Origin of the sequence: Microcoleus vaginatus PCC 9802 (genome assembly GCA_022701275.1) — a bacterium.
GTDB lineage: Bacteria > Cyanobacteriota > Cyanobacteriia > Cyanobacteriales > Microcoleaceae > Microcoleus > Microcoleus vaginatus_A.
On record CP031740.1, the window covers coordinates 5268495 to 5286674 of the forward strand.

An 18180-nucleotide genomic window follows, 5' to 3' on the forward strand; every position below is an offset into this window, starting at 1 on the left:
TTTCTACACTTTACATTTTACCCCGAATCTGAATCCAAAGCACCGACGGAAAAGACTTCAGGATATGCGATCGACCCTGAGTTCCCCCAATTTGTTTTTTTTGTTGCCATTTGACTCGCTCTTGTCTATAATCGTACTTCACAACCATAATTACGGTATTCCGACCTAATAACCGTACTTTCACTAGAGGAACAAATATAATGAGTCCGTGGCAACGCCTAAATCAACATTTTCACTGGCCCCAACAGCCACCAGCGAGCACAAACCAATCATTTAAGGCGCTCAAAAGATTTGTGTCGCTATTTTTAGTGGGAATAACTTTAAGTCTTGCCGTTGCATCCTGCAGCCAGGGAACCACCAACAATCCCGCAGCCACTCCAGGCGGTGCTAGCCCAGCAGCGAACAAAGGCAACGTAGAATTAACCCTAGTATCCTTCGCCGTCACCAAAGCCGCCCACGAAGCCATAATTCCCAAATTCATAGAACAATGGCAAAAAGAAAAAGGCCAAACCGTCACCTTCAACCAAAGCTACGGCGGTTCCGGTTCCCAAACTCGGGCCGTAATTGACGGTTTAGAAGCAGACATCGTACACCTAGCCCTCGCCCTCGACACCGCAAAAATCGAAAAAGCCGGACTAATTCAACCTGGGTGGGAAAAAGAAGTCCCCAACGAAGGCATAGTCAGTAAATCCGTAGGAGCAATAGTTACCCGCGAAGGCAATCCCAAAGGCATCAACACCTGGGAAGATTTAAGCAAAGACGGAGTAAAAGTGATTACTGCCGATCCCAAAACATCAGGCGTTGCCCGTTGGAATTTCCTCGCACTTTGGGGCTCCGTTCTTAAAACCGGAGGAGACGAAACCAAAGCATTAGACTTTACTAGCAAAGTCTACAAAAACGTCCCCATTCTGACTAAAGATGCCCGCGAAGCCACTGATGTATTTTTCAAACAAGGGCAAGGCGACGCCTTAATTAACTACGAAAACGAGATTCTTCTGGCAGGTGAGAAAGGCGAAAAACCGACTTATACTATTCCCGAAGTCAATGTTTCGATCGACAATCCCATTGCCATCGTCGATAAAAACGTTGATAAACACGGTACTCGCGAAGTCGCCGAAGCATTTGTCAAGTTTCTCTACACCCCAGAAGCTCAGCGAGAATTTGCCAAAGTAGGCTTCCGCCCAGTAGATGCGACAGTAGCCGCGGAACCAGAATTTGTCAAAAAATATGCCCCCATCAAAACCCTATTTACAGCTCAAGACTTAGGAGGTTGGGGAGATATTCAGCAGAAATTCTTCGATGACGGAGCTGTTTTTGACAAAATCCAAGGTTCAATTAAACAGTAAAAAAACATAAGGCTCAGATCCCCGACTTCCTCGAAGTTGTCGGGGATCTAAAAGATTCACTATTCTTGGCAAATCCAAACTATTCACTTATGGCTGTATCATCTCCAACCAGCAACCCTGAATCTCCCATCGAAAATATCAAAAGGGCGATCGGCAAAATCACATTACCTTGGGGAATCACCCTAGGCTACCTCAGCTTAATGCTATTGCTCCCCGTTGCAGCAATGCTGCTGAAAGCCAGCACAGTAAACCCCGCCGAATTTTGGGCAATTGCCACCAGTCCGATCGCCCTTTCCGCCTACGATGTCACCTTCTTTACGGCCTTAATGGCGGCATTAATTAACGGAGTATTCGGCACATTAATTGCCTGGGTATTAGTCCGCTACGACTTTCCCTTAAAACGGGTTGTCGATGCAGCAGTCGATTTACCTTTTGCACTGCCCACCTCCGTCGCCGGTTTAACCCTCGCCACAGTTTACAGCGATAACGGCTGGATCGGCGGGCTGTTTGCACCCTTGGGAATCAAGATTTCATTTACTCGCTTGGGCGTAGGAATAGCCATGATCTTTATTTCCTTGCCCTTTATCGTGCGGACTGTACAGCCAGTTTTAAACGAAATGGAAAAAGACATCGAAGAAGCAGCTTGGTGCTTGGGTGCTTCTCAATTTCAAACCTTCTGGCGAGTAGTTTTACCGCCACTGTTCCCGTCTATTTTAACCGGAGTTGCCCTCGGGTTTTCGCGAGCGGTTGGCGAGTATGGCTCTACTGTAATTGTAGCTTCTAACATACCCTTCAAAGATTTAATCGCGCCAGTATTAATTTTTCAAAGATTAGAACAGTACGACTATGCAGGAGCAACAGTTATCGGCACTATCCTGTTAGGTATTTCCCTGGCAATGCTGTTCGCAATTAATCTATTACAAGCATGGAGAAGACGCTATGACGGCTAATATCAATTCACCCGCTGATTACAATTTTCCGCCTGCGGGTTCTAGTCGGAGTCAGGAGAAAGCCTGGGTAAAACCCACTTTAATCGGAATTGCAAGCGGCTATCTTGCTCTCGTCTTATTTATCCCGATGGTCAACGTTTTTTACCAAGCTTTCCGAAAAGGATTTGAGCCATTTTTTTCTAACTTAACCTCGCCCGATTTTCTGCATGCAGCCCAACTTACCCTGATAATTTCTCTGATAGTTGTGCCTGTAAATACAGTCTTCGGTTTGTGTGCCGCCTGGGTAATTGGCCGCAATAAATTTCCCGGGCGCACGCTATTAATCAGCATTTTAGATGTGCCATTTGCCATATCTCCCGTAGTTGCAGGTTTAATGATTGTACTGCTTTACGGTCGGGTGGGATGGTTCGGGCCGTGGCTGGAGGCGGCCAATATCAAGGTTATTTTTGCCTTCCCTGGAATGGTGCTGGCTACTGCTTTTGTTACCTTGCCTTTTGTGGCCCGCGAAGTAATTCCTGTTTTGGAAGAAGTGGGTACAGATCAAGAAGAGGCGGCTAAAACTTTGGGAGCAAATGACTGGCAAATTTTCTGGAATGTCACCCTTCCCAGTATTCGCTGGGGATTGCTTTACGGAGTTATTTTGACCAATGCTAGAGCAATGGGAGAATTTGGAGCCGTCTCTGTAGTGTCGGGAAATATTGCTAAGAAAACCCAAACTTTGCCTTTGTTTGTAGAGGATGCTTACAAGCAGTACGCGACACAAGCCGCATTTTCAGCGGCGGTAATTCTAGGTTTTTTAGGAGTTGTTACCCTCGTGCTTAAGGAGATTTTGGAACGAAAAACTAGCATTAAGGAGGTTGAAGAATAATCATCAGTCATTAGGCTGTAGGGTACGCAGTTGTTATTCCTTAGTAGGGTGCGTGGCTATCGACAATCTGCTGGGAAGCTCGAAAATCTCGCATATCCGCACTCTACATACAAGATATTGGTGCAAAATGTAAACTGAAACAAACATTAGGAGGCCCAAATGTTAGCTCACAATACTAGCGAATCTGAATTTGAGGCGAGCGGCAATTTTCACAGAACCCAAGAATCAGATATTCCCCAATCTGATAGTGGTGACAGCAGACCAACTCAAACCCGCATTCGCATTCGTGTTCCTAAACAGTACCATCAGGAACCTGTAATCTCTAACCTGATTTCTGAATACGGTTTGACGGTGAATTTTAATGCCGCTTTGTTGGGTGTCAAAACTTTAGATGACGGTTGGTTTGACTTGGAACTTAACGGTACAAGTAAACAGATTGAAACGGCTCTGATTTACCTCAATGATTTAGATGTGGAAATCTGGAGCAATTCCAATAATCCTGATGAAGAAACTTGGTAATTAGTGAGTCTTGGACGCACCAACCTGGAAGAGGAGTTAATATTCTAGACTGACACGCAGAATTTTATTTATTCTAGTCGGTTTATTGAGTCTAATAGCCCCCAGGAATGTTAGTCATGAGTCCGCATATCTATTCCTGTAAAATTACCGTTATCACGCTTCTACTGAGGAATGCAAGTCCTCATAAAACTCAGAGGACTTGTATTCCTTACTACCAAGCAATTTGATTGCGGTTGTTCGTTAGCGAAGCTTGCAGAAGAGGATCGCACATACATATCATTCAGCAGCCAACAACTACCAAATAATATCAGCTTACAGTTAATAACCGTGATTGATAACTCTTGACTCACAAATATCGATCGCCATCGGTTAATTATAGGATTGACAATTTTTATAAAATTTGGTAATTTATCCATCTCGGGTAGAGCATACAACAGCGCGCAAGTTTCGTCCAACTTTTTGGGAAACAGCCGGAACAATATCCCCCATTAAAACTTCTCAACCATCAAACTAACTCAGTTAGGGCAGGGGTGCATAAAAAAACTTTTTTGTCAATATTCAATTTAGGTGAAAGTTAGGGGCGATCCTCTTCGAGGGCTTCGCCAACGACTCTCATCCGCATTCACCGGAAAAAGCTCGATCGCTGCTGCGGTTGGTTTGTGATATGAATTTGATGTGTGCGTGTACCAGGAGAATTTAAACGTGGAACTCTATAAAGAACCGAAACACCAGATAGTTTTTGCAGATTCACAAGTTAAAGATTGCGAAACTTTAACAGAAACGGTCAATCTCGATACAGAAATTGTTATTCTGAAAGCCGATCGCGACGGCATCGAGCAAATCGCCGAAACACTTAAACAGCGGCAAAACATTGCAGCCGTCCACATTTTGTCTCACGGGGCTGCAGCCAGCTTGCAACTGGGAGCGACAGAACTAAATCTCAGCAACATTGAAAGCTACCGCAATTATTTAGAAAAATGGTTTGCTTTACCAGCAGTCGAAGCAAAGTCGAACTCTTCAATTACAGCTAAACCAGAAATTCTGCTTTACGGTTGCAACGTCGCCGCCACAGAAGCAGGTGTCGCCTTCGTCCAAAGGCTGAGTCAGCTCACGGGGGCAAATATTGCCGCTTCCGACAACTTGACCGGCAGTGCGGCACTGGGTGGAGACTGGGTGCTGGAAGTGACTACGGGAAACATAGAAACACCTTTGGCATTTTCGGCTGAGGCGAGGGAAGCTTACAGCGCAGTTTTAGTCGCTACATTTGACGAACTGCGAGATGCGATAACTCTCGCTAACGCTTTGCCCAATGCAGACACGATTGCCATCACGGGCAACATCACCTTCGGACCCGGACAGGTTCTGCCCAGGATTTCCACCCCCATCACCTTTACCGGCGGCGGTTTTGCCCTAAATCTAGGCAATAACCGGGGCTTCTTCATCGACAGCGCCGCTACGCCAGTCACATTTTCCAACCTGACAATTACCGGCGGCATATCTACAGGCGCTGCAGGCACAGGTGGCGGCGGTGGTGCAGCCGGCATGGGCGGCGCACTATTTATCAACAGCGGCACTGTCACAGTTAACAGCGTGACCTTTACTGGCAACAGCGCTACGGGCGGCGCGGGCAGCGCGCCCCCCGTCGCTCCCGCAGTCGCAGGCCCGGGCGGCAACACCGATTTTGCAGGCCTGTTTCCCTTCGTTTCCGCAGGTGGCGGCGGTCAAACTGGCCTCACCGGGTTGCCAAGCATCGGCGGTGAGGGCGGCCCCGGCGGTACGGGCGGCAACGGCGGCGCGGGCAGTGGCGGATTGCCAGGTACCGGTCTTAACGGCGGCCCCGGCGGCGCTGGCGGTACGGGCGGCGCAGGTACCGGCGGGACTAACGGCGGCCCCGGTGGCGCTGGCGGCGCTGGCGGTACGGGCGGCTTCGGAGGAGGAGGAGGAGGCGGCGGCGCTGGCGGCGCTGGTGGCGTCGCCGGCACTGGCACAGTAGGTGCAGCCGGCCCTGGGGGCATTGGCGGCGCTGGCGGCTTCGGAGGAGGAGGAGGCGGCGGCGGTGGCGGTGTTGGCGGCAACGGCGGTGTCGGGGGCTTCGGAGGCGGCGGCGGCTTCGGTACCGCAGGCGGAGCCAGCACGACTGTCGGAGCTTTTACCCCGGGCGGCGCGGGCAGCCCAACCGGTGGCGGCGGCGGTGCTGGTTTGGGAGGCGCAATTTTTGTTAATAGTGGTAGTTTGACCCTGAACAACAGCACTTTGTTCAGCAACACAGCAACGGGAGGCGCTGCTGGCGGTGCGGGGGCGACACCGGGACAGGGTGCCGGGGCCGCGATTTTTGTCAACAGCGGCGCTACTGCAACTCTTACTAACAACACGATCACTGCTAACACTGCGACTGCAACTGCCCCTGCTCTTGCTGTGGGCGGGGGTATTGCTACTAACGGCGGTACTGTGAATGTCCTAAACTCGATCGTCGCAGGTAATGTTGGCGGCGCAAGTCCTGATGTGTTTGGGACATTCACCGCCACCAGTATCAACAATTTGATCGGGAATGTTGCTGGCAGCAATTTACCTGTCGCCCAGCAACTGACCGTTCCTCTAGCAAATGTCATCGCCCCTACCCCAGGATTGAACCAGGCTACAGGCGTTCCCGTGACTTATGCTTTGGCTGACAGCACTGCGACTCCTAATCCGGCGATCGATGCTGGGGATGCCGCCGCGGCTGCGGCTGCGGGCGCGACTGACCAGCGGGGTGCTGGCTTTCCTCGGACGATCGGCACTGCTGTTGATATCGGCGCCTACGAGTACGGCCCGATCGTCACAGGGATTAAATTCAACGACCTTAACGGGGATAGCCTGCAAGGTGCCGCGGCGACTGAACCAGGTCTTCCGGGCTGGGTGATTTCTGTAGGCACGAAGAGCACTACTACCGCAGCCGACGGCACTTACATCCTCCGCGACGTAAAAACCGATACTCCGATTACAGAAGCGCCCCCCGCTGGAACGCCTGCGACTGCTTGGGTGCAGACCCTCGGCCCGACTCCGGCAAATACGGGTATTGTTAATGTCACGGGTGCCAACTTCGGTAATTTCCAGAAAACATCGATCGCAGGCAAAACCTACACCGATCTCGCGGGCAACGGCTTCACGCCCGACGACACCGTATTAAACGGCGTCACGGTCAACCTCTACAAAGACACCAACGCCAACGGTACGCTAGAAGTCGGCACAGATACTGTTGTCGGCACTGCACAAACCACTGCAGGAGCCGGAGATTACACATTCGCGGATATCGGCCCTGGCAATTACCTGATACAAGCCACGGCCCCAGCCAACTCCAGCATCTCTTTCCCCGCTGCCGCAATTCTCGTTAGCGCCCAAAGCGGTACTCCCGTCACCGCCCAAAACTTCGGCGTTTTCCAAAACATCACCGTCAGCGGCACCAAATTCACCGACCTCACAGGCAACGGCTTCTCTGCTGATGACACGCCGCTCAACGGCACCACCGTTCGCTTGTTCAAAGATACTAACAATAACAGCACTTTAGATACAGGCGACGCGGAAATCGCCTCTCAAGTTACCGGGACAGCGCCAGCGGCTGCTGGGACGTATAGCTTTGCCAACGTCGGCTCCGGTAGGCACTTTGTGAGAGAAGATGTGCCAACTGGTTTCTCACAAACCGCCGGCCCGGCTTTTTATACAATTAACCCGGTCAGCGGCACAAACATTACGGCTCAAGACTTCGGCAACCTCCAGTTGGGCAAAATCAGCGGGATCAAATTTAATGACCTCAACAAAAATGGCACCCAAGATTTGCCAGCAGAACAACCCCTAGGAGGCTGGACAATCTACCTGGATGCCAACAACAACGGCGTCCAAGACCAAGTAGCAGCCGAAACAGGCACCAACGCCGCCGTCACCGATGTCGCCGGTAACTACCAGTTCACCAACCTGCCAGCCGGCACTTATACAGTGCGGGAAGTGCCACAAACAGGCTGGACGCAAACTCTGCCCCCCGTCAACGCAGCCACGCCTACTCTTTCCGGCGCGTTTACGATCGGCGTCACTAGCGGTACCGATTCTCAAAACAACAACTTCGGCAACTTCAGGCCCAATAGCATCAGCGGTCTGAAGTTCAATGACCTCAACAACAACCGGGTACAAGATACCGGGGAACTAGGGCTGGCCAACTGGCAATTCTTCCTCGATACCAACGATAACGGCACTCTCGACACCGGGGAACCCAACACCCTTACCGATGCCGCCGGCAACTACCAATTCCTCGATGTGTCAGCAGGAACCTACAAGGTGCGGGAAGTGTTGCAACCTACTTGGACGCAAACTACCCCCGACCCGGACGACATCACTGTCACCAGCGGTCAAGACATCGCTAATATCAACTTCGGCAACTTCCAGTCGAGCACTATCAGCGGTCAAAAATTCAATGACCTCAACAGCAACGGCGTTAAGGATGCCGGAGAATTGGGGCTAGGTAACTGGCAAATATTCCTCGACAGTATCAATCCGGATGGATTGTTTCAGCAGGGCGAACCGACTACCATCACCGATGCAGCGGGCAACTACACTCTCCGAGATATACCCGCAGGTACTTACCAGGTAAGGGAAGTCCAGCAAAACGGCTGGACGCAGACGACCCCCAACCCCGCCCCCGTTACGGTTAATCCCTCAGATAACATCACGGGCATTGACTTCGGCAACTTCCTGCCCCAACCCGGCGCGATCCGAGGTCTGAAGTTCCAAGACACCAACAACAATGGCACTCAGGATGCTGGAGAAGCGGGTTTACCCAATTTCCAAATTCAGTTAACCAATGTCGTAGCTGGAACTGCTCCTGCTCCTGTTACTACTACCACAGACAACAGCGGCAACTACCTGTTCGCGAACCTAACGCCGGGAACCTACCGCGTCCGGGAAGTCAACCAAACTGGGTTCACCCAAAGCACACCCGAACCCGCGGATATCACCCTAACTTCGGGTGCTATTGTCAGCGGCATCAACTTCGGGAACTTCCCGACGCCGACACCGACACCGACACCGACGCCGACACCTGCACCCACACCGCCGACATCGCCTGCACCCACACCGACTCCTGCACCTGTACCGACTCCGGCGCCTGCACCTGTACCGACTCCGGCGCCTGCACCTGTACCGACTCCGGCGCCTGTACCGACGCCGACTCCTGCGCCTGTACCGACGCCGACACCTGCACCTGTACCGACGCCGACACCTGCACCTGTACCGACAGATTTGGTTTGCCCTGAGAACTTCCCCAGGATCGCTACTCCCAATGAGCCCGGCACTCCTTCAGCGGGTAATGTCATCAACGGCCCTAACGGCGACGATACGATCGTGGGTAGTGTCGGCAATGACTCTATCTTGGGGTTGAGCGGCAACGATTTGATCTTTGGTCGAGGGGGCGGCGACTACATCAATGGCAATATGGCCAACGATACTGTCTACGGAGGCATCGATAGCGATACTCTCTTCGGTGGCAAAGGGTTTGACCTGATTTTTGGCGATCGCGGTAACGATACGATTTATGGCAATCGTGGCAACGACTCTCTCTCTGGTGACGAAGGCAATGACGTATTGTACGGCGGCAAAGCCGATGACGTAATTTTGGGAGGCGCTGGCGATGACGTGCTAATTGGCGATCAAGGCAATGACACTCTCTGTGGCGATGACGGTAACAATACCTTAATTGGCGGCAGCGGTGATGATTTGCTCTTTGGTGGCACCAGCGATAACTTGCTCTTTGGCGGCCTTGGCAGCGATACCCTCGTCGGCGGCATTGGCAGCAATGGCTTTGTCTTGTCAGCGAGCGGAGGAATTGACACCATTATCAACTTCACCGCAGGAGTTGATTCGATCGAGTTGGTGGGAGGCTTGGACTTCAATCAACTGTTATTGACCGAAACTAATGGCTCGACGGCGATCGGGCTTGCTAACAGCGACCAGATTTTGGCTATAGTGACGGGCGTGCAGCCGAGCCAGTTATCGGCTCAGAGTTTTAGCTTGCTGGTTTAGTCAGCAGAGCAAACTCGGCAGTTGCAACCGATCCTACACTTGCCTGTCGTCCCAACAGAGAGGGACTACCCGAAAGCAGAGCCTCTAAACCGATGTTTAGAGGCTCTGCTAAAGAAGGGGAACGAATTCCGTTCCCCTTCTTTGGTCAAATTTGTTCGAGATACTTCAGCAAGTCGGCCATTTCTTGGGGACTCGGTTGAAACTGCGGCATTGGTGGGGTTTGCCCGCTGGTGACTTGCCGGATCAGATCGAATTCGGATTTGCGCTCGGACACTCCGTGCAAGTTGGGCCCGACTTGAGTGTCTGAAACGGAGGTGTGACACCCCGCACAGTTCATTTGAAAGATGGCGGAACCCTGAAACGGGTTGCCCGTCAGGGATAGTACGCTTTTGACGTAAGGATCGGCGACTTGAAACTGACGAATTGTCATACTCGCCAACATGATGGCAACCAACACCGCTAGCGCAAATATGGCAAGTCGCTCGATCGGGTTTTTAATTTCATTCCTGGCAAGTTGGTTATTCAAAGGAGTTCAATTAAAAATAGTATCTACAAGAAAATTTATTTCTCATAACATAGCTTAATCGTTCGCAGCGGGGAGAGCAAGCTCTGAGACCCACGGAAGGCTGCTTTTGGGAAAATTCATCTGTATAAGTGCTGGTAATATTAAAAATAGGTTGTTAAATCTTAACGTTAAGGAGCTCTCATGGTAGAACCGCTACTTTCAGGTATTGTTCTGGGTCTAATCTTTGTTACTCTGGCGGGGCTGTTTTTTGCTGCTTATCAGCAGTACAAGCGCGGCGATCAGTTGGGTATCAATAAGTAAAAGGGGCTACAGTCCCTCACTCAGGCTGTCAGAGGGAGGGGGAATTGGGAATTGGGCATGGGGCATGGGGCATTAATCTACCTACTGACTTCTTCCTTCTTCCCTCTTCCTTCTTCCCTCTTCCTTCTTCCTTCTTCCTTCTTCCCTCTTCCTTCTTCCCTCTTCCTTCTTCCCTCTTCCCTCTTCCTTCTTCCTTCTTCCCTCTTCCTTCTTCCCTCTTCCCTCTTCCTTCTTCCTTCGTTAAAGATATCGATCGAGAATAGCAGCAGTTTGCAGCCCTGTTTTTTCCCAGCTAAATTGTTTTGCTCTGGCTAAACCGAGCTCCCGCAAGTGCGATCGAACTTTGGCATCGACTGCAAGCTGGTGCATAGCAGAGGCAATTTCCTCGACGCTGTAGGGGTTGACTAATAAGGCTGCACCCCCCGCCACTTCCGGCATTGAAGACAGGTTAGAGGTGATGACAGGAGTGCCGCAGCCCATTGCTTCAAGCACGGGGAGGCCGAATCCTTCCCAAAGACTGGGGAAAACCAGCGCGATCGCTTGGTTGATGACTTTGGGCAAGTCAGTCGCGGGAATGTAATCTAAGAATTTTACTCGATCGAACAATCCCAATTCTTGAACCTGCGCCTTCAGCAGCGGCGTATAGCGTTTGTCTTCCGAACCTGCTATCCACAATTCGTATTCGGAATTATCACGCCAAGCAGCAAAGGCTGCTACAACTCGCTGCACGTTTTTATACGGATTGTGGCGGCCGATATAAAGAAAATAATTGCTTGTTGGCAAGTCTAAAAAACGGAATAAATTGGTATCGTATCCGGGAAAAATTGGCGTAATTAAATTAGTAGGAATCTTGCAAAAATTAGCGATATCTTTGGCAGTTGATTCAGAGTCGCAAATGACGTGTTGAGCCTGTCGCAGCACTTGGGGGATGTAGTAGCGGTGGTAAGGTGTCAGAGGATCAAAGCGACGGGGAAATCGCAGCGCTATTAAGTCATGTACTGTAATGATATAGCGGCAACCTGCAAATAAAGGAGCTTCGGGAATTGGGGAAAATAACAGGTTAGATTTTAGCTGTTTATAAATTTTTGGTAGTTGGGTTTGTGTCCACAACAATCGGTTGATGTGTCCTTTAGTTCCTTGTTCTGGTGTTAGATTGGCGGGGATTTGGTAGCAGTTGCTATTGGAAAAGTTTTCTGCTGTTAGTAATGTTGGATTGAGGAATTTTAGGTGGGGAAATAGGTTTTTGGCGTAGATGGCTAAGCCGGTTGGTTTGGAAATTAGGAAGGAGAGGTTGATTAGTAAGTTAGATTGGGGATGGGGCATGGGATAATATATAGATTGCGGTTTTTTGGTGGGATTTTATTTAACCGCAGAGGGCGCAGAGGACGCAGAGAGGAGACAGGAAGAGAGGGAAGATTTAAAGATATTGTTGTAAGATGTTGGCGGTTGCTGTGCCGGTTTTGTCCCAGCTAAATTGAGATGATCTGGCTAAACTAGCAGTTTTTAAATTCGATCGCACTTTTGAATCTGTGGCTACTGTTTGCATGGCTTCGGCTATTTCTCCGACGCTGTAAGGATTGACTAATAATCCGGCATCTCCGGCTACTTCTGGCATCGATGACAAGTTGGATGTGATGACGGGTGTGCCGCAAGCCATTGCTTCTAAAATTGGTAAGCCGAATCCTTCCCAAAGTGTAGGGAAAACTAGGGCGATCGCCTGATTCATCAGTATGGGCAATTGAGAATAGGGAACGTAACCGAGAAATTTTACCAAAGATTGTAAACCTAATTCTTCAACTTGTGCTGTCAACTGTGGCGTGTAGGCATTGGGAGGCCCTGCTAGCCACAATTCGTAATTTGCGCGATCGGGCAAACTCGCAAATGCAGCAATTAATCTTTCTAAGTTTTTGTAAGGATCGTGTCTGCCCGTATAAAGAAAATAATTTTTGGTGGGCAAGTCGAGATATCTAAAATTAATATTATCGCAAGCTAGGGGAATTGCGGTCATTTTATGACCCGGAATCTGGAAAAATTTAGCAACATCGATTGCCGTTGCTTGAGAATCGCAAATAATGTGTTCTGCTTGCCGCAAAACCTGCGGTATGTAGTAGCGGAAATAAGCTGTTAAACGAGAAAACCGTCGAGGAAATCGCAAAGGAATTAAATCGTGAACTGTGACGATGTAGCGGCAGCCGGAATACAAAGGTGCTTCGGGAATTGGGGAAAACATCAGGGTGGACTGCAATTTTTGGTAAATTGTTGGTAACTCAAACTGAGTCCACAGCAGCCTGTTAATTTGTCCTTTCGGGCCGCGATTCGGTGTCAGAGTTTCGGGGATGTGATAGCAAGTATAATTTTCAATTTGCTGGGAAGCGAGTAATGTTGGTTCTAGCTGTTGCAGTTGCGGGAAAAGATTAGCGGCGTAAGTCCCGATTCCGGTTGGTTCGGGTGTTAAGAAGGACAAATTGATTAACAGTGAATTAGACATGATTTTAGATATCCGGCGACTGGCAGTCGCAACTACACATACAAAGTCCGCCTGCGCGGACTGAAGAAAACGGTAATAAAATCGACTTTGATATTAGTCCTATGCAAGAGGACTTTAGCTTTTGGCTAGGGGTTTTAAGCCCTGGTGGACTATTTAATTAGCCTTTAAGTTCGATCGAGCATTTGAGCTATATCGGCAGGATTGGGCAGCCGAATTGTAGCATACTCTTGGTGAAGAATCTCAAAAAAACTATTGACTTTTTTATCGAAACGTGCCCGTCTAAAGTTCTGACTGCGCTGCTGTGCACCAGCTTGAAATTCTGCTAGCAAATCGGGATTAACAATTAGTTGATGTGAATGCTGGCACAGTTCCTCAACGGTATTGAACAAAAAGCCCGATCGCCCATGTTCGACAATTTCCGGTTGGCCGCCGCCGTTGAAAACAATCGGAGCACAACTGTTTTGCATTGCTTCCACAGTCGCCATCCCGAAATGCTCAAATCTTTGAGGATTGACTTCACCCAAACCGCAGCCGTGCCAAAATATGCTCGCTTTAGCATAAAGTGATTTTACCTCATCAAAGTCAGCATTGACTTTTAACTCGATCGCCCTTGAATCTTGCTTCAATAAATTCTGAACCGTCTTTAAATAAGGATTTTTCGGAATGCTACTTCCGGCTAAAATGAGCCGCCATCCTTGAAATTCTTCGGGATAATCTCCTAGCAAACTGCGGAAAGCTTTAATTAGTTCAATTTGCTTTTTTGTTCCCCCAGCTTCAAACTGTCCCACAGCCAAAATTATTTTTTCTTTCGGCACTTTAACTGTTGCTATTTCCACGGGCGGATAAAGCATAAAAGTTGGCTGTAGGTTCCAGCGTTTCTCCAACCACTTAACAGTAAATTGACTGTTGGCAATAATGAAAGTGTAGTCATCGACAGCAAAATGACGGTTGCGGAAGGTATTGGGAAAGTGGCAGAAAAATATTGAGATCGGCGACAGGGGCTTGACTTTTTCAAGTTGGTTTGCGTTGATAAAAATATCGTAGTTTTTGCTTTCTCTGGCAATTTCATCAAAGGGATTTTCCATATCTTCCACGATGATGCTGGAATCGATGCACTGCATTCCGCGTTTCTCGTAAAACGCCAAGGGAAGAATTTTAATTTTGCATCCTGAAAGGTTGAGTCCGTACCACGATTCTAAGTCGGAAACAGCAACTGGTTTGTTGGCGATAAAAGTAATGTCAAATTCATTTTGTAGCAGCGAGGCGATGGTAGCGACGTATTTTTGACCGCCACCAATAAAATGCAGTCCGTGATCGTAAATGGCGATCGACATTTTGCGGTCGCCCCGAACGACCTGTAACCGAGATAAAATGCGATCGATCTTAATCCGACTGTAAATTACCGCCAACTTTTCCGACAACTGTGGCAATACAGTTTCAATGATTTCTGGTTTCTGATAATCTAGAAGTTTTTTAATCGCTACAAATAAACTATCGAACAGCAAATCGTACTGCTTATTAGTAAAAAAATCCGAAGTGTGAATTGCTTTGACTAATTGTAAAGGTTCGTGTTTCGCCAAATACAAAAACCGATTTCGGTTGCAGAAATACTCGGTGAGTTTGCTTCCTTTACTCGAACCCCGATACTCGTGATGCGCGATTGCTGCGGGAGTATAAAGCATTTTCCAACCGCGTTTATGACAGCGTTTGGCAAACTCTACATCTTCAAAATACATCACAAAATCTTCATCTATCGCCCCCACATCTTCGAGACATTTCCTGCGGAAAAGCACCGCCGCCCAACAAAGCCCTTCGACTTCCTCTTCTGTATCGTACTGTCCCGCATCTTTTTCGCCAAAGCCGACATCTTGCCAATAAAAATTAGGTAATTGCTGAATGCCAGCGCTGTTAATCCGCCCGTCTTTAAACAGCAATTTGCCGCTAGTCGCACCTACTTCTTTATTAGTTTCTAGCCGTTTTACAAGAATCTCTAACCAGCGACTGTCAAGGGTAGCATCGTTATTTAGAAAGCCGATATATTGCCCTTTTGCTTCGCTGATGCCGAGATTGAGGGCTTTAGCAAAGTTGTTGGCGGAGTTAACCAAAATCCGAACTTTTGGAAATAGTTCGCGCAGGGAAGTAACGGAATCGTCTTGAGAACAATTATCAATTACAATTAAATCGAGTTGCGATTCGGGATACGCAAGTTTTTGTAGAGATTTTAAGCAATCTTTCGTGTGGCGCAGACCGTTATAGTTGACTATAATTAACGAACATATGGGCAGTGTGGTCATCTTTGATGCTTTATTTTTGTCGATCGAGCAATTCAGCGGTAATCTTCTCTAAAATAGCAGTATGTTGCTGCTGCACTGCTTTAATATGCTCTATTTCAGACTGAAAAGCTGCGATCGCATTTTGTTGAGTCTCAAGCTGTGCTGTAACTTCGGGAAATCCGCTGCTGAATTCCAATTGAATTTTTTTCTCTAGAGTTTGTTGATTTTCTTGCAATTTTTGCAATTGAATGCTCAGTGTTTGAACTACGCGGGTATTAGCAAAATTGTAAATAACTTGACGTTCGAGTACGGGTCTGAGCAATTTTCGGACTATTTTCCTAACGGCAATGACTGCGGAACCCAGGCGCCTTTGGTAAGAGGTAATGGGGATGTTATAAATGTCGAAACCCGCCTTTAAAAGGGCGATGTCTTCGTCATCTTCATTTTGGGCGATCGCACTATTTTCTGTTCCCAACAGGGGCGGCTCAGCAATACCAATTCGCGGCTCCAAAGTTTGTCGCAATTTATGTATTATCTGTTGAGTTGGTATTTCTTCGTACTGCAAACTTTCCTCTCCTTTAGATAACTTACTATCACTTATTATGGAACAGGCATCTTTGCTGCTTCAATCATTGTAAGTAATTGTGAACAGGCATCTTTGCTGTGTGAATAATTGTAAGTAATGGTGAACAGGGAGCTTGCCTCTTCAAGGGCGGGCAGGATGCCCACCCCACAAGAAAATTCATCTCTTGTTAAATCAGGATTATTGCTTCCGATATTGGCAATATCTCAATTTAAGCTAACTCAATTTGACTGTCATCACCAATCAGAAACCGCAGAGCTTTTGGACGAGCCGGCGCATTGGTTAGTTGAGCTCGCTGCCCGATCACGCTGTCAACAATTCGTTGGTGAATGCCAACTATTTTCGCCCCTTGCAATATTACACTGTGTTCGATATCAGCATCAATCATCGTCACGCGATCGGCAATACTGCTGTAAGGCCCGATAAAACAATTTTCAATGCGGCAATTTTCCCCAATGACCACTGGCCCGCGAACTGTAGAATTAATTACCTCCGTTCCTTCCCCTATTTGCACTCGCCCGATAATTTGACTTTTGGGGTCTACTTTTAATTCAGTTGAAGCTACGATACGGCTATCTAAAATGATTTGGTTTGCACTCAGCAAATCGTCTTTTTTCCCCGTATCCAGCCACCAACCCTCTAAATTGCAGGCTTCTACCTGTTTTTCCTGATTCATAAGCTGTTGAATAGCGTCTGTAATTTCCAGTTCGCCACGGGCCGAGGGTTGAATTTGATCTATCGCCTCGTGAATAGTAGGAGCAAAAAAGTAAATCCCCACCAGTGCTAAATTCGATGGGGGGACTTGTGGTTTTTCTACTAACTCCAAAACTCTTCCTTTCTCATCAACTTTTGCCACACCGAAAGCAGAGGGATTGGGAACTGGACGCAGCAAAATCAGAGCGTCTAGTTTTTGCTTGTTAAAAATCTCTAAAAAGGGATCTAGCTGATTTTCAATTAAGTTATCTCCTAAATACATAATAAACGGAGAATCGCCCAAAAATGGTCTGGCCACTTTTACCGCATGAGCGAGTCCCGCCGGCTTTTCTTGCAAAATATAAGTAATTTTTGCCCCGAAGCGAGATCCATCTCCTGTTTTCGTCTTCACCTCTTCTCCGGTTTCAGGACTAATAATAATCCCAATATCCGTAATCCCAGCCGCCACAATTCCTTCAATTCCGTACCACAGTATCGGCTTATTTGCTACAGGAACCAACTGCTTAGCACCCGTATAGGTGAGGGGACGCAAGCGTGTTCCTTTGCCGCCAGAGAGGATGAGTGCTTTCATTGGGTGAACTCTGAGTTATCCTTTAGGGTTTGCGGTGCTGGCTCGATTTGCCTGCACTTGTTCGCTCTCGTTGATTTTAAACCACCGCTACCCCGCTGGCAATAGTTACCGTGTATCCTGACACAATTAATTTATTTTGCTCATACTTTTATACTGCAGGACGCATAGAGTGTCAGAAACCAGGTTTATTGCCACAGGAAGCAGTTAAAAGCTGAGGTTTTTTGTCAAAAAAACCCTTACTTAAGGTTGTGAGTGCGCCAGTCGCGATTTAATGGCGTACCCTTTTAATAGCGGCCATATCGCGCCATCAATTGACCACCACTATTGTTTTGATTTGTCAACCAAGCCCACATCTGATCCCCCAGAGAAAAATGCCACCATTCGTTAGGATGCTGCTGAAAACCCGCATTTATCATCGCATTTTTTAAGATTTGCCTGTGACGGTGATGTTGCTGTTCTTGTGGGTGATTGCTGTTAGCAAAATAATCGGGATAAGAACGTTCTGATATTTCATCAATCGGAGAACCCATATCAATTCGCCGATTATTTTCCTCGACTAAAGTTATATCTAAAGCAGCACCTGTACTGTGAGGAGGAGGCGTCGCGCGATCGAGGCTCGGTACTGCCCAAAATTGATATACGTGTTCTATAATCACTTGGCGTTTGTCTTCGGAAACCGGAAATTCGCAGCCTTGAGCTAGGGCAATTTGATTGAAAGTATAATCCACCATAAATTGCTGGACCTCCACGGGTCGATAAGCGTCAAATATCAGAATTTTCCAATTTTGATAATTTTGCTGTAGCTCAGTTTGAGCGGCGATTAAACTATCTACCACTCCTTGTCGCAAATAGTAAGGTGAATCTGCTTTGCTGTTGTGATAGGGAGCACCCAACTTTTGATAAGGGTGCGGAATTTCAAAGGCAAAATGTTCTGGTGGAATAGGGACTAAAGGTTCGCCGCATTCGTCGATTACTATTTGCTGATATGCTTTCATAA

13 protein-coding genes are annotated in these 18180 nt (G+C 48.1%); 6 read left to right on the forward strand and 7 right to left on the reverse strand.

The window, feature by feature from the left end; translation table 11 throughout:
- Positions 1–200: 200 nt before the first annotated feature.
- From D0A34_21660 to D0A34_21680, 5 genes are all read left to right on the forward strand, one after another.
- The gene (locus D0A34_21660) at positions 201–1346 is read left to right on the forward strand and encodes a sulfate ABC transporter substrate-binding protein (GenBank protein UNU21099.1); all 1146 of its coding nucleotides are present in this window, start codon (positions 201–203) and stop codon (positions 1344–1346) included.
- Positions 1347–1435: 89 nt separating this feature from the next.
- The gene (gene cysT, locus D0A34_21665; GenBank protein ID UNU21100.1) at positions 1436–2296 is read left to right on the forward strand and encodes a sulfate ABC transporter permease subunit CysT; all 861 of its coding nucleotides are present in this window, start codon (positions 1436–1438) and stop codon (positions 2294–2296) included.
- Positions 2286–3164, forward strand: a complete 879-nt coding sequence (cysW, locus tag D0A34_21670; protein UNU21101.1) for a sulfate ABC transporter permease subunit CysW — start codon at positions 2286–2288, stop codon at positions 3162–3164. Before cysT ends, cysW begins: the two co-directional genes overlap by 11 nt.
- Positions 3165–3323: 159 nt before the next feature.
- Complete coding sequence (locus tag D0A34_21675; protein ID UNU21102.1) at positions 3324–3683, forward strand: ABC transporter; 360 nt, start codon at positions 3324–3326, stop codon at positions 3681–3683.
- A 702-nt stretch (positions 3684–4385) separates the two neighbouring features.
- A complete protein-coding gene (locus tag D0A34_21680) occupies positions 4386–9728 on the forward strand; it encodes a DUF4347 domain-containing protein (protein UNU21103.1) in 5343 nt (1780 codons plus the stop codon).
- 145 nt (positions 9729–9873) lie between these two features.
- On the opposite strand, the gene D0A34_21685 is transcribed toward D0A34_21680, so the two are convergent.
- Positions 9874–10254 carry a cytochrome c gene (locus tag D0A34_21685; GenBank protein UNU21104.1) on the reverse strand — a complete coding sequence of 127 codons (381 nt, stop codon included), beginning with the start codon at positions 10252–10254 and terminating at the stop codon, positions 9874–9876.
- 180 nt (positions 10255–10434) lie between these two features.
- On the opposite strand from D0A34_21685, the gene petG reads away from it, so the two are divergent.
- A complete protein-coding gene (gene petG / locus D0A34_21690) occupies positions 10435–10554 on the forward strand; it encodes a cytochrome b6-f complex subunit PetG (protein UNU21105.1) in 120 nt (39 codons plus the stop codon).
- 240 nt (positions 10555–10794) lie between these two features.
- Here the strand turns inward: petG and D0A34_21695 are convergent, their stop codons facing one another.
- From D0A34_21695 to D0A34_21720, 6 genes are all read right to left on the reverse strand, one after another.
- Positions 10795–11877 (reverse strand): glycosyltransferase family 1 protein, encoded by a 1083-nt coding sequence (locus D0A34_21695; GenBank protein UNU21106.1) that lies wholly within the window; start codon positions 11875–11877, stop codon positions 10795–10797.
- Positions 11878–11971: 94 nt separating this feature from the next.
- The gene (locus tag D0A34_21700) at positions 11972–13042 is read right to left on the reverse strand and encodes a glycosyltransferase family 1 protein (GenBank protein ID UNU21107.1); all 1071 of its coding nucleotides are present in this window, start codon (positions 13040–13042) and stop codon (positions 11972–11974) included.
- 164 nt (positions 13043–13206) lie between these two features.
- On the reverse strand, positions 13207–15336 hold the full coding sequence (locus tag D0A34_21705) for a glycosyltransferase (GenBank protein ID UNU21108.1): 2130 nt from the start codon (positions 15334–15336) through the stop codon (positions 13207–13209).
- Between the two features lie 10 nt (positions 15337–15346).
- Positions 15347–15880, reverse strand: coding sequence for a hypothetical protein (locus D0A34_21710; protein UNU21109.1), 534 nt, complete (start codon positions 15878–15880; stop codon positions 15347–15349).
- A gap of 229 nt (positions 15881–16109) precedes the next feature.
- Positions 16110–17183, reverse strand: a complete 1074-nt coding sequence (locus D0A34_21715; protein ID UNU21110.1) for a glucose-1-phosphate thymidylyltransferase — start codon at positions 17181–17183, stop codon at positions 16110–16112.
- A 284-nt stretch (positions 17184–17467) separates the two neighbouring features.
- Positions 17468–18178 carry a D-alanyl-D-alanine dipeptidase gene (locus D0A34_21720; protein UNU21111.1) on the reverse strand — a complete coding sequence of 237 codons (711 nt, stop codon included), beginning with the start codon at positions 18176–18178 and terminating at the stop codon, positions 17468–17470.
- Positions 18179–18180 lie beyond the last annotated feature (2 nt).

Excerpts from the sequence above, each read along its gene's own strand:
- D0A34_21715 (UNU21110.1), bottom strand. The coding sequence starts at position 17,183 with ATGAAAGCACTCATCCTCTCTGGCGGCAAAGGAACACGCTTGCGTCCC.
- cysT (UNU21100.1), top strand. The coding sequence starts at position 1,436 with ATGGCTGTATCATCTCCAACCAGCAACCCTGAATCTCCCATCGAAAAT.
- D0A34_21720 (UNU21111.1), bottom strand. The coding sequence starts at position 18,178 with ATGAAAGCATATCAGCAAATAGTAATCGACGAATGCGGCGAACCTTTA.
- D0A34_21705 (UNU21108.1), bottom strand. The coding sequence starts at position 15,336 with ATGACCACACTGCCCATATGTTCGTTAATTATAGTCAACTATAACGGT.
- petG (UNU21105.1), top strand. The coding sequence starts at position 10,435 with ATGGTAGAACCGCTACTTTCAGGTATTGTTCTGGGTCTAATCTTTGTT.
- cysW (UNU21101.1), top strand. The coding sequence starts at position 2,286 with ATGACGGCTAATATCAATTCACCCGCTGATTACAATTTTCCGCCTGCG.
- D0A34_21675 (UNU21102.1), top strand. The coding sequence starts at position 3,324 with ATGTTAGCTCACAATACTAGCGAATCTGAATTTGAGGCGAGCGGCAAT.
- D0A34_21700 (UNU21107.1), bottom strand. The coding sequence starts at position 13,042 with ATGTCTAATTCACTGTTAATCAATTTGTCCTTCTTAACACCCGAACCA.
- D0A34_21660 (UNU21099.1), top strand. The coding sequence starts at position 201 with ATGAGTCCGTGGCAACGCCTAAATCAACATTTTCACTGGCCCCAACAG.
- D0A34_21695 (UNU21106.1), bottom strand. The coding sequence starts at position 11,877 with ATGCCCCATCCCCAATCTAACTTACTAATCAACCTCTCCTTCCTAATT.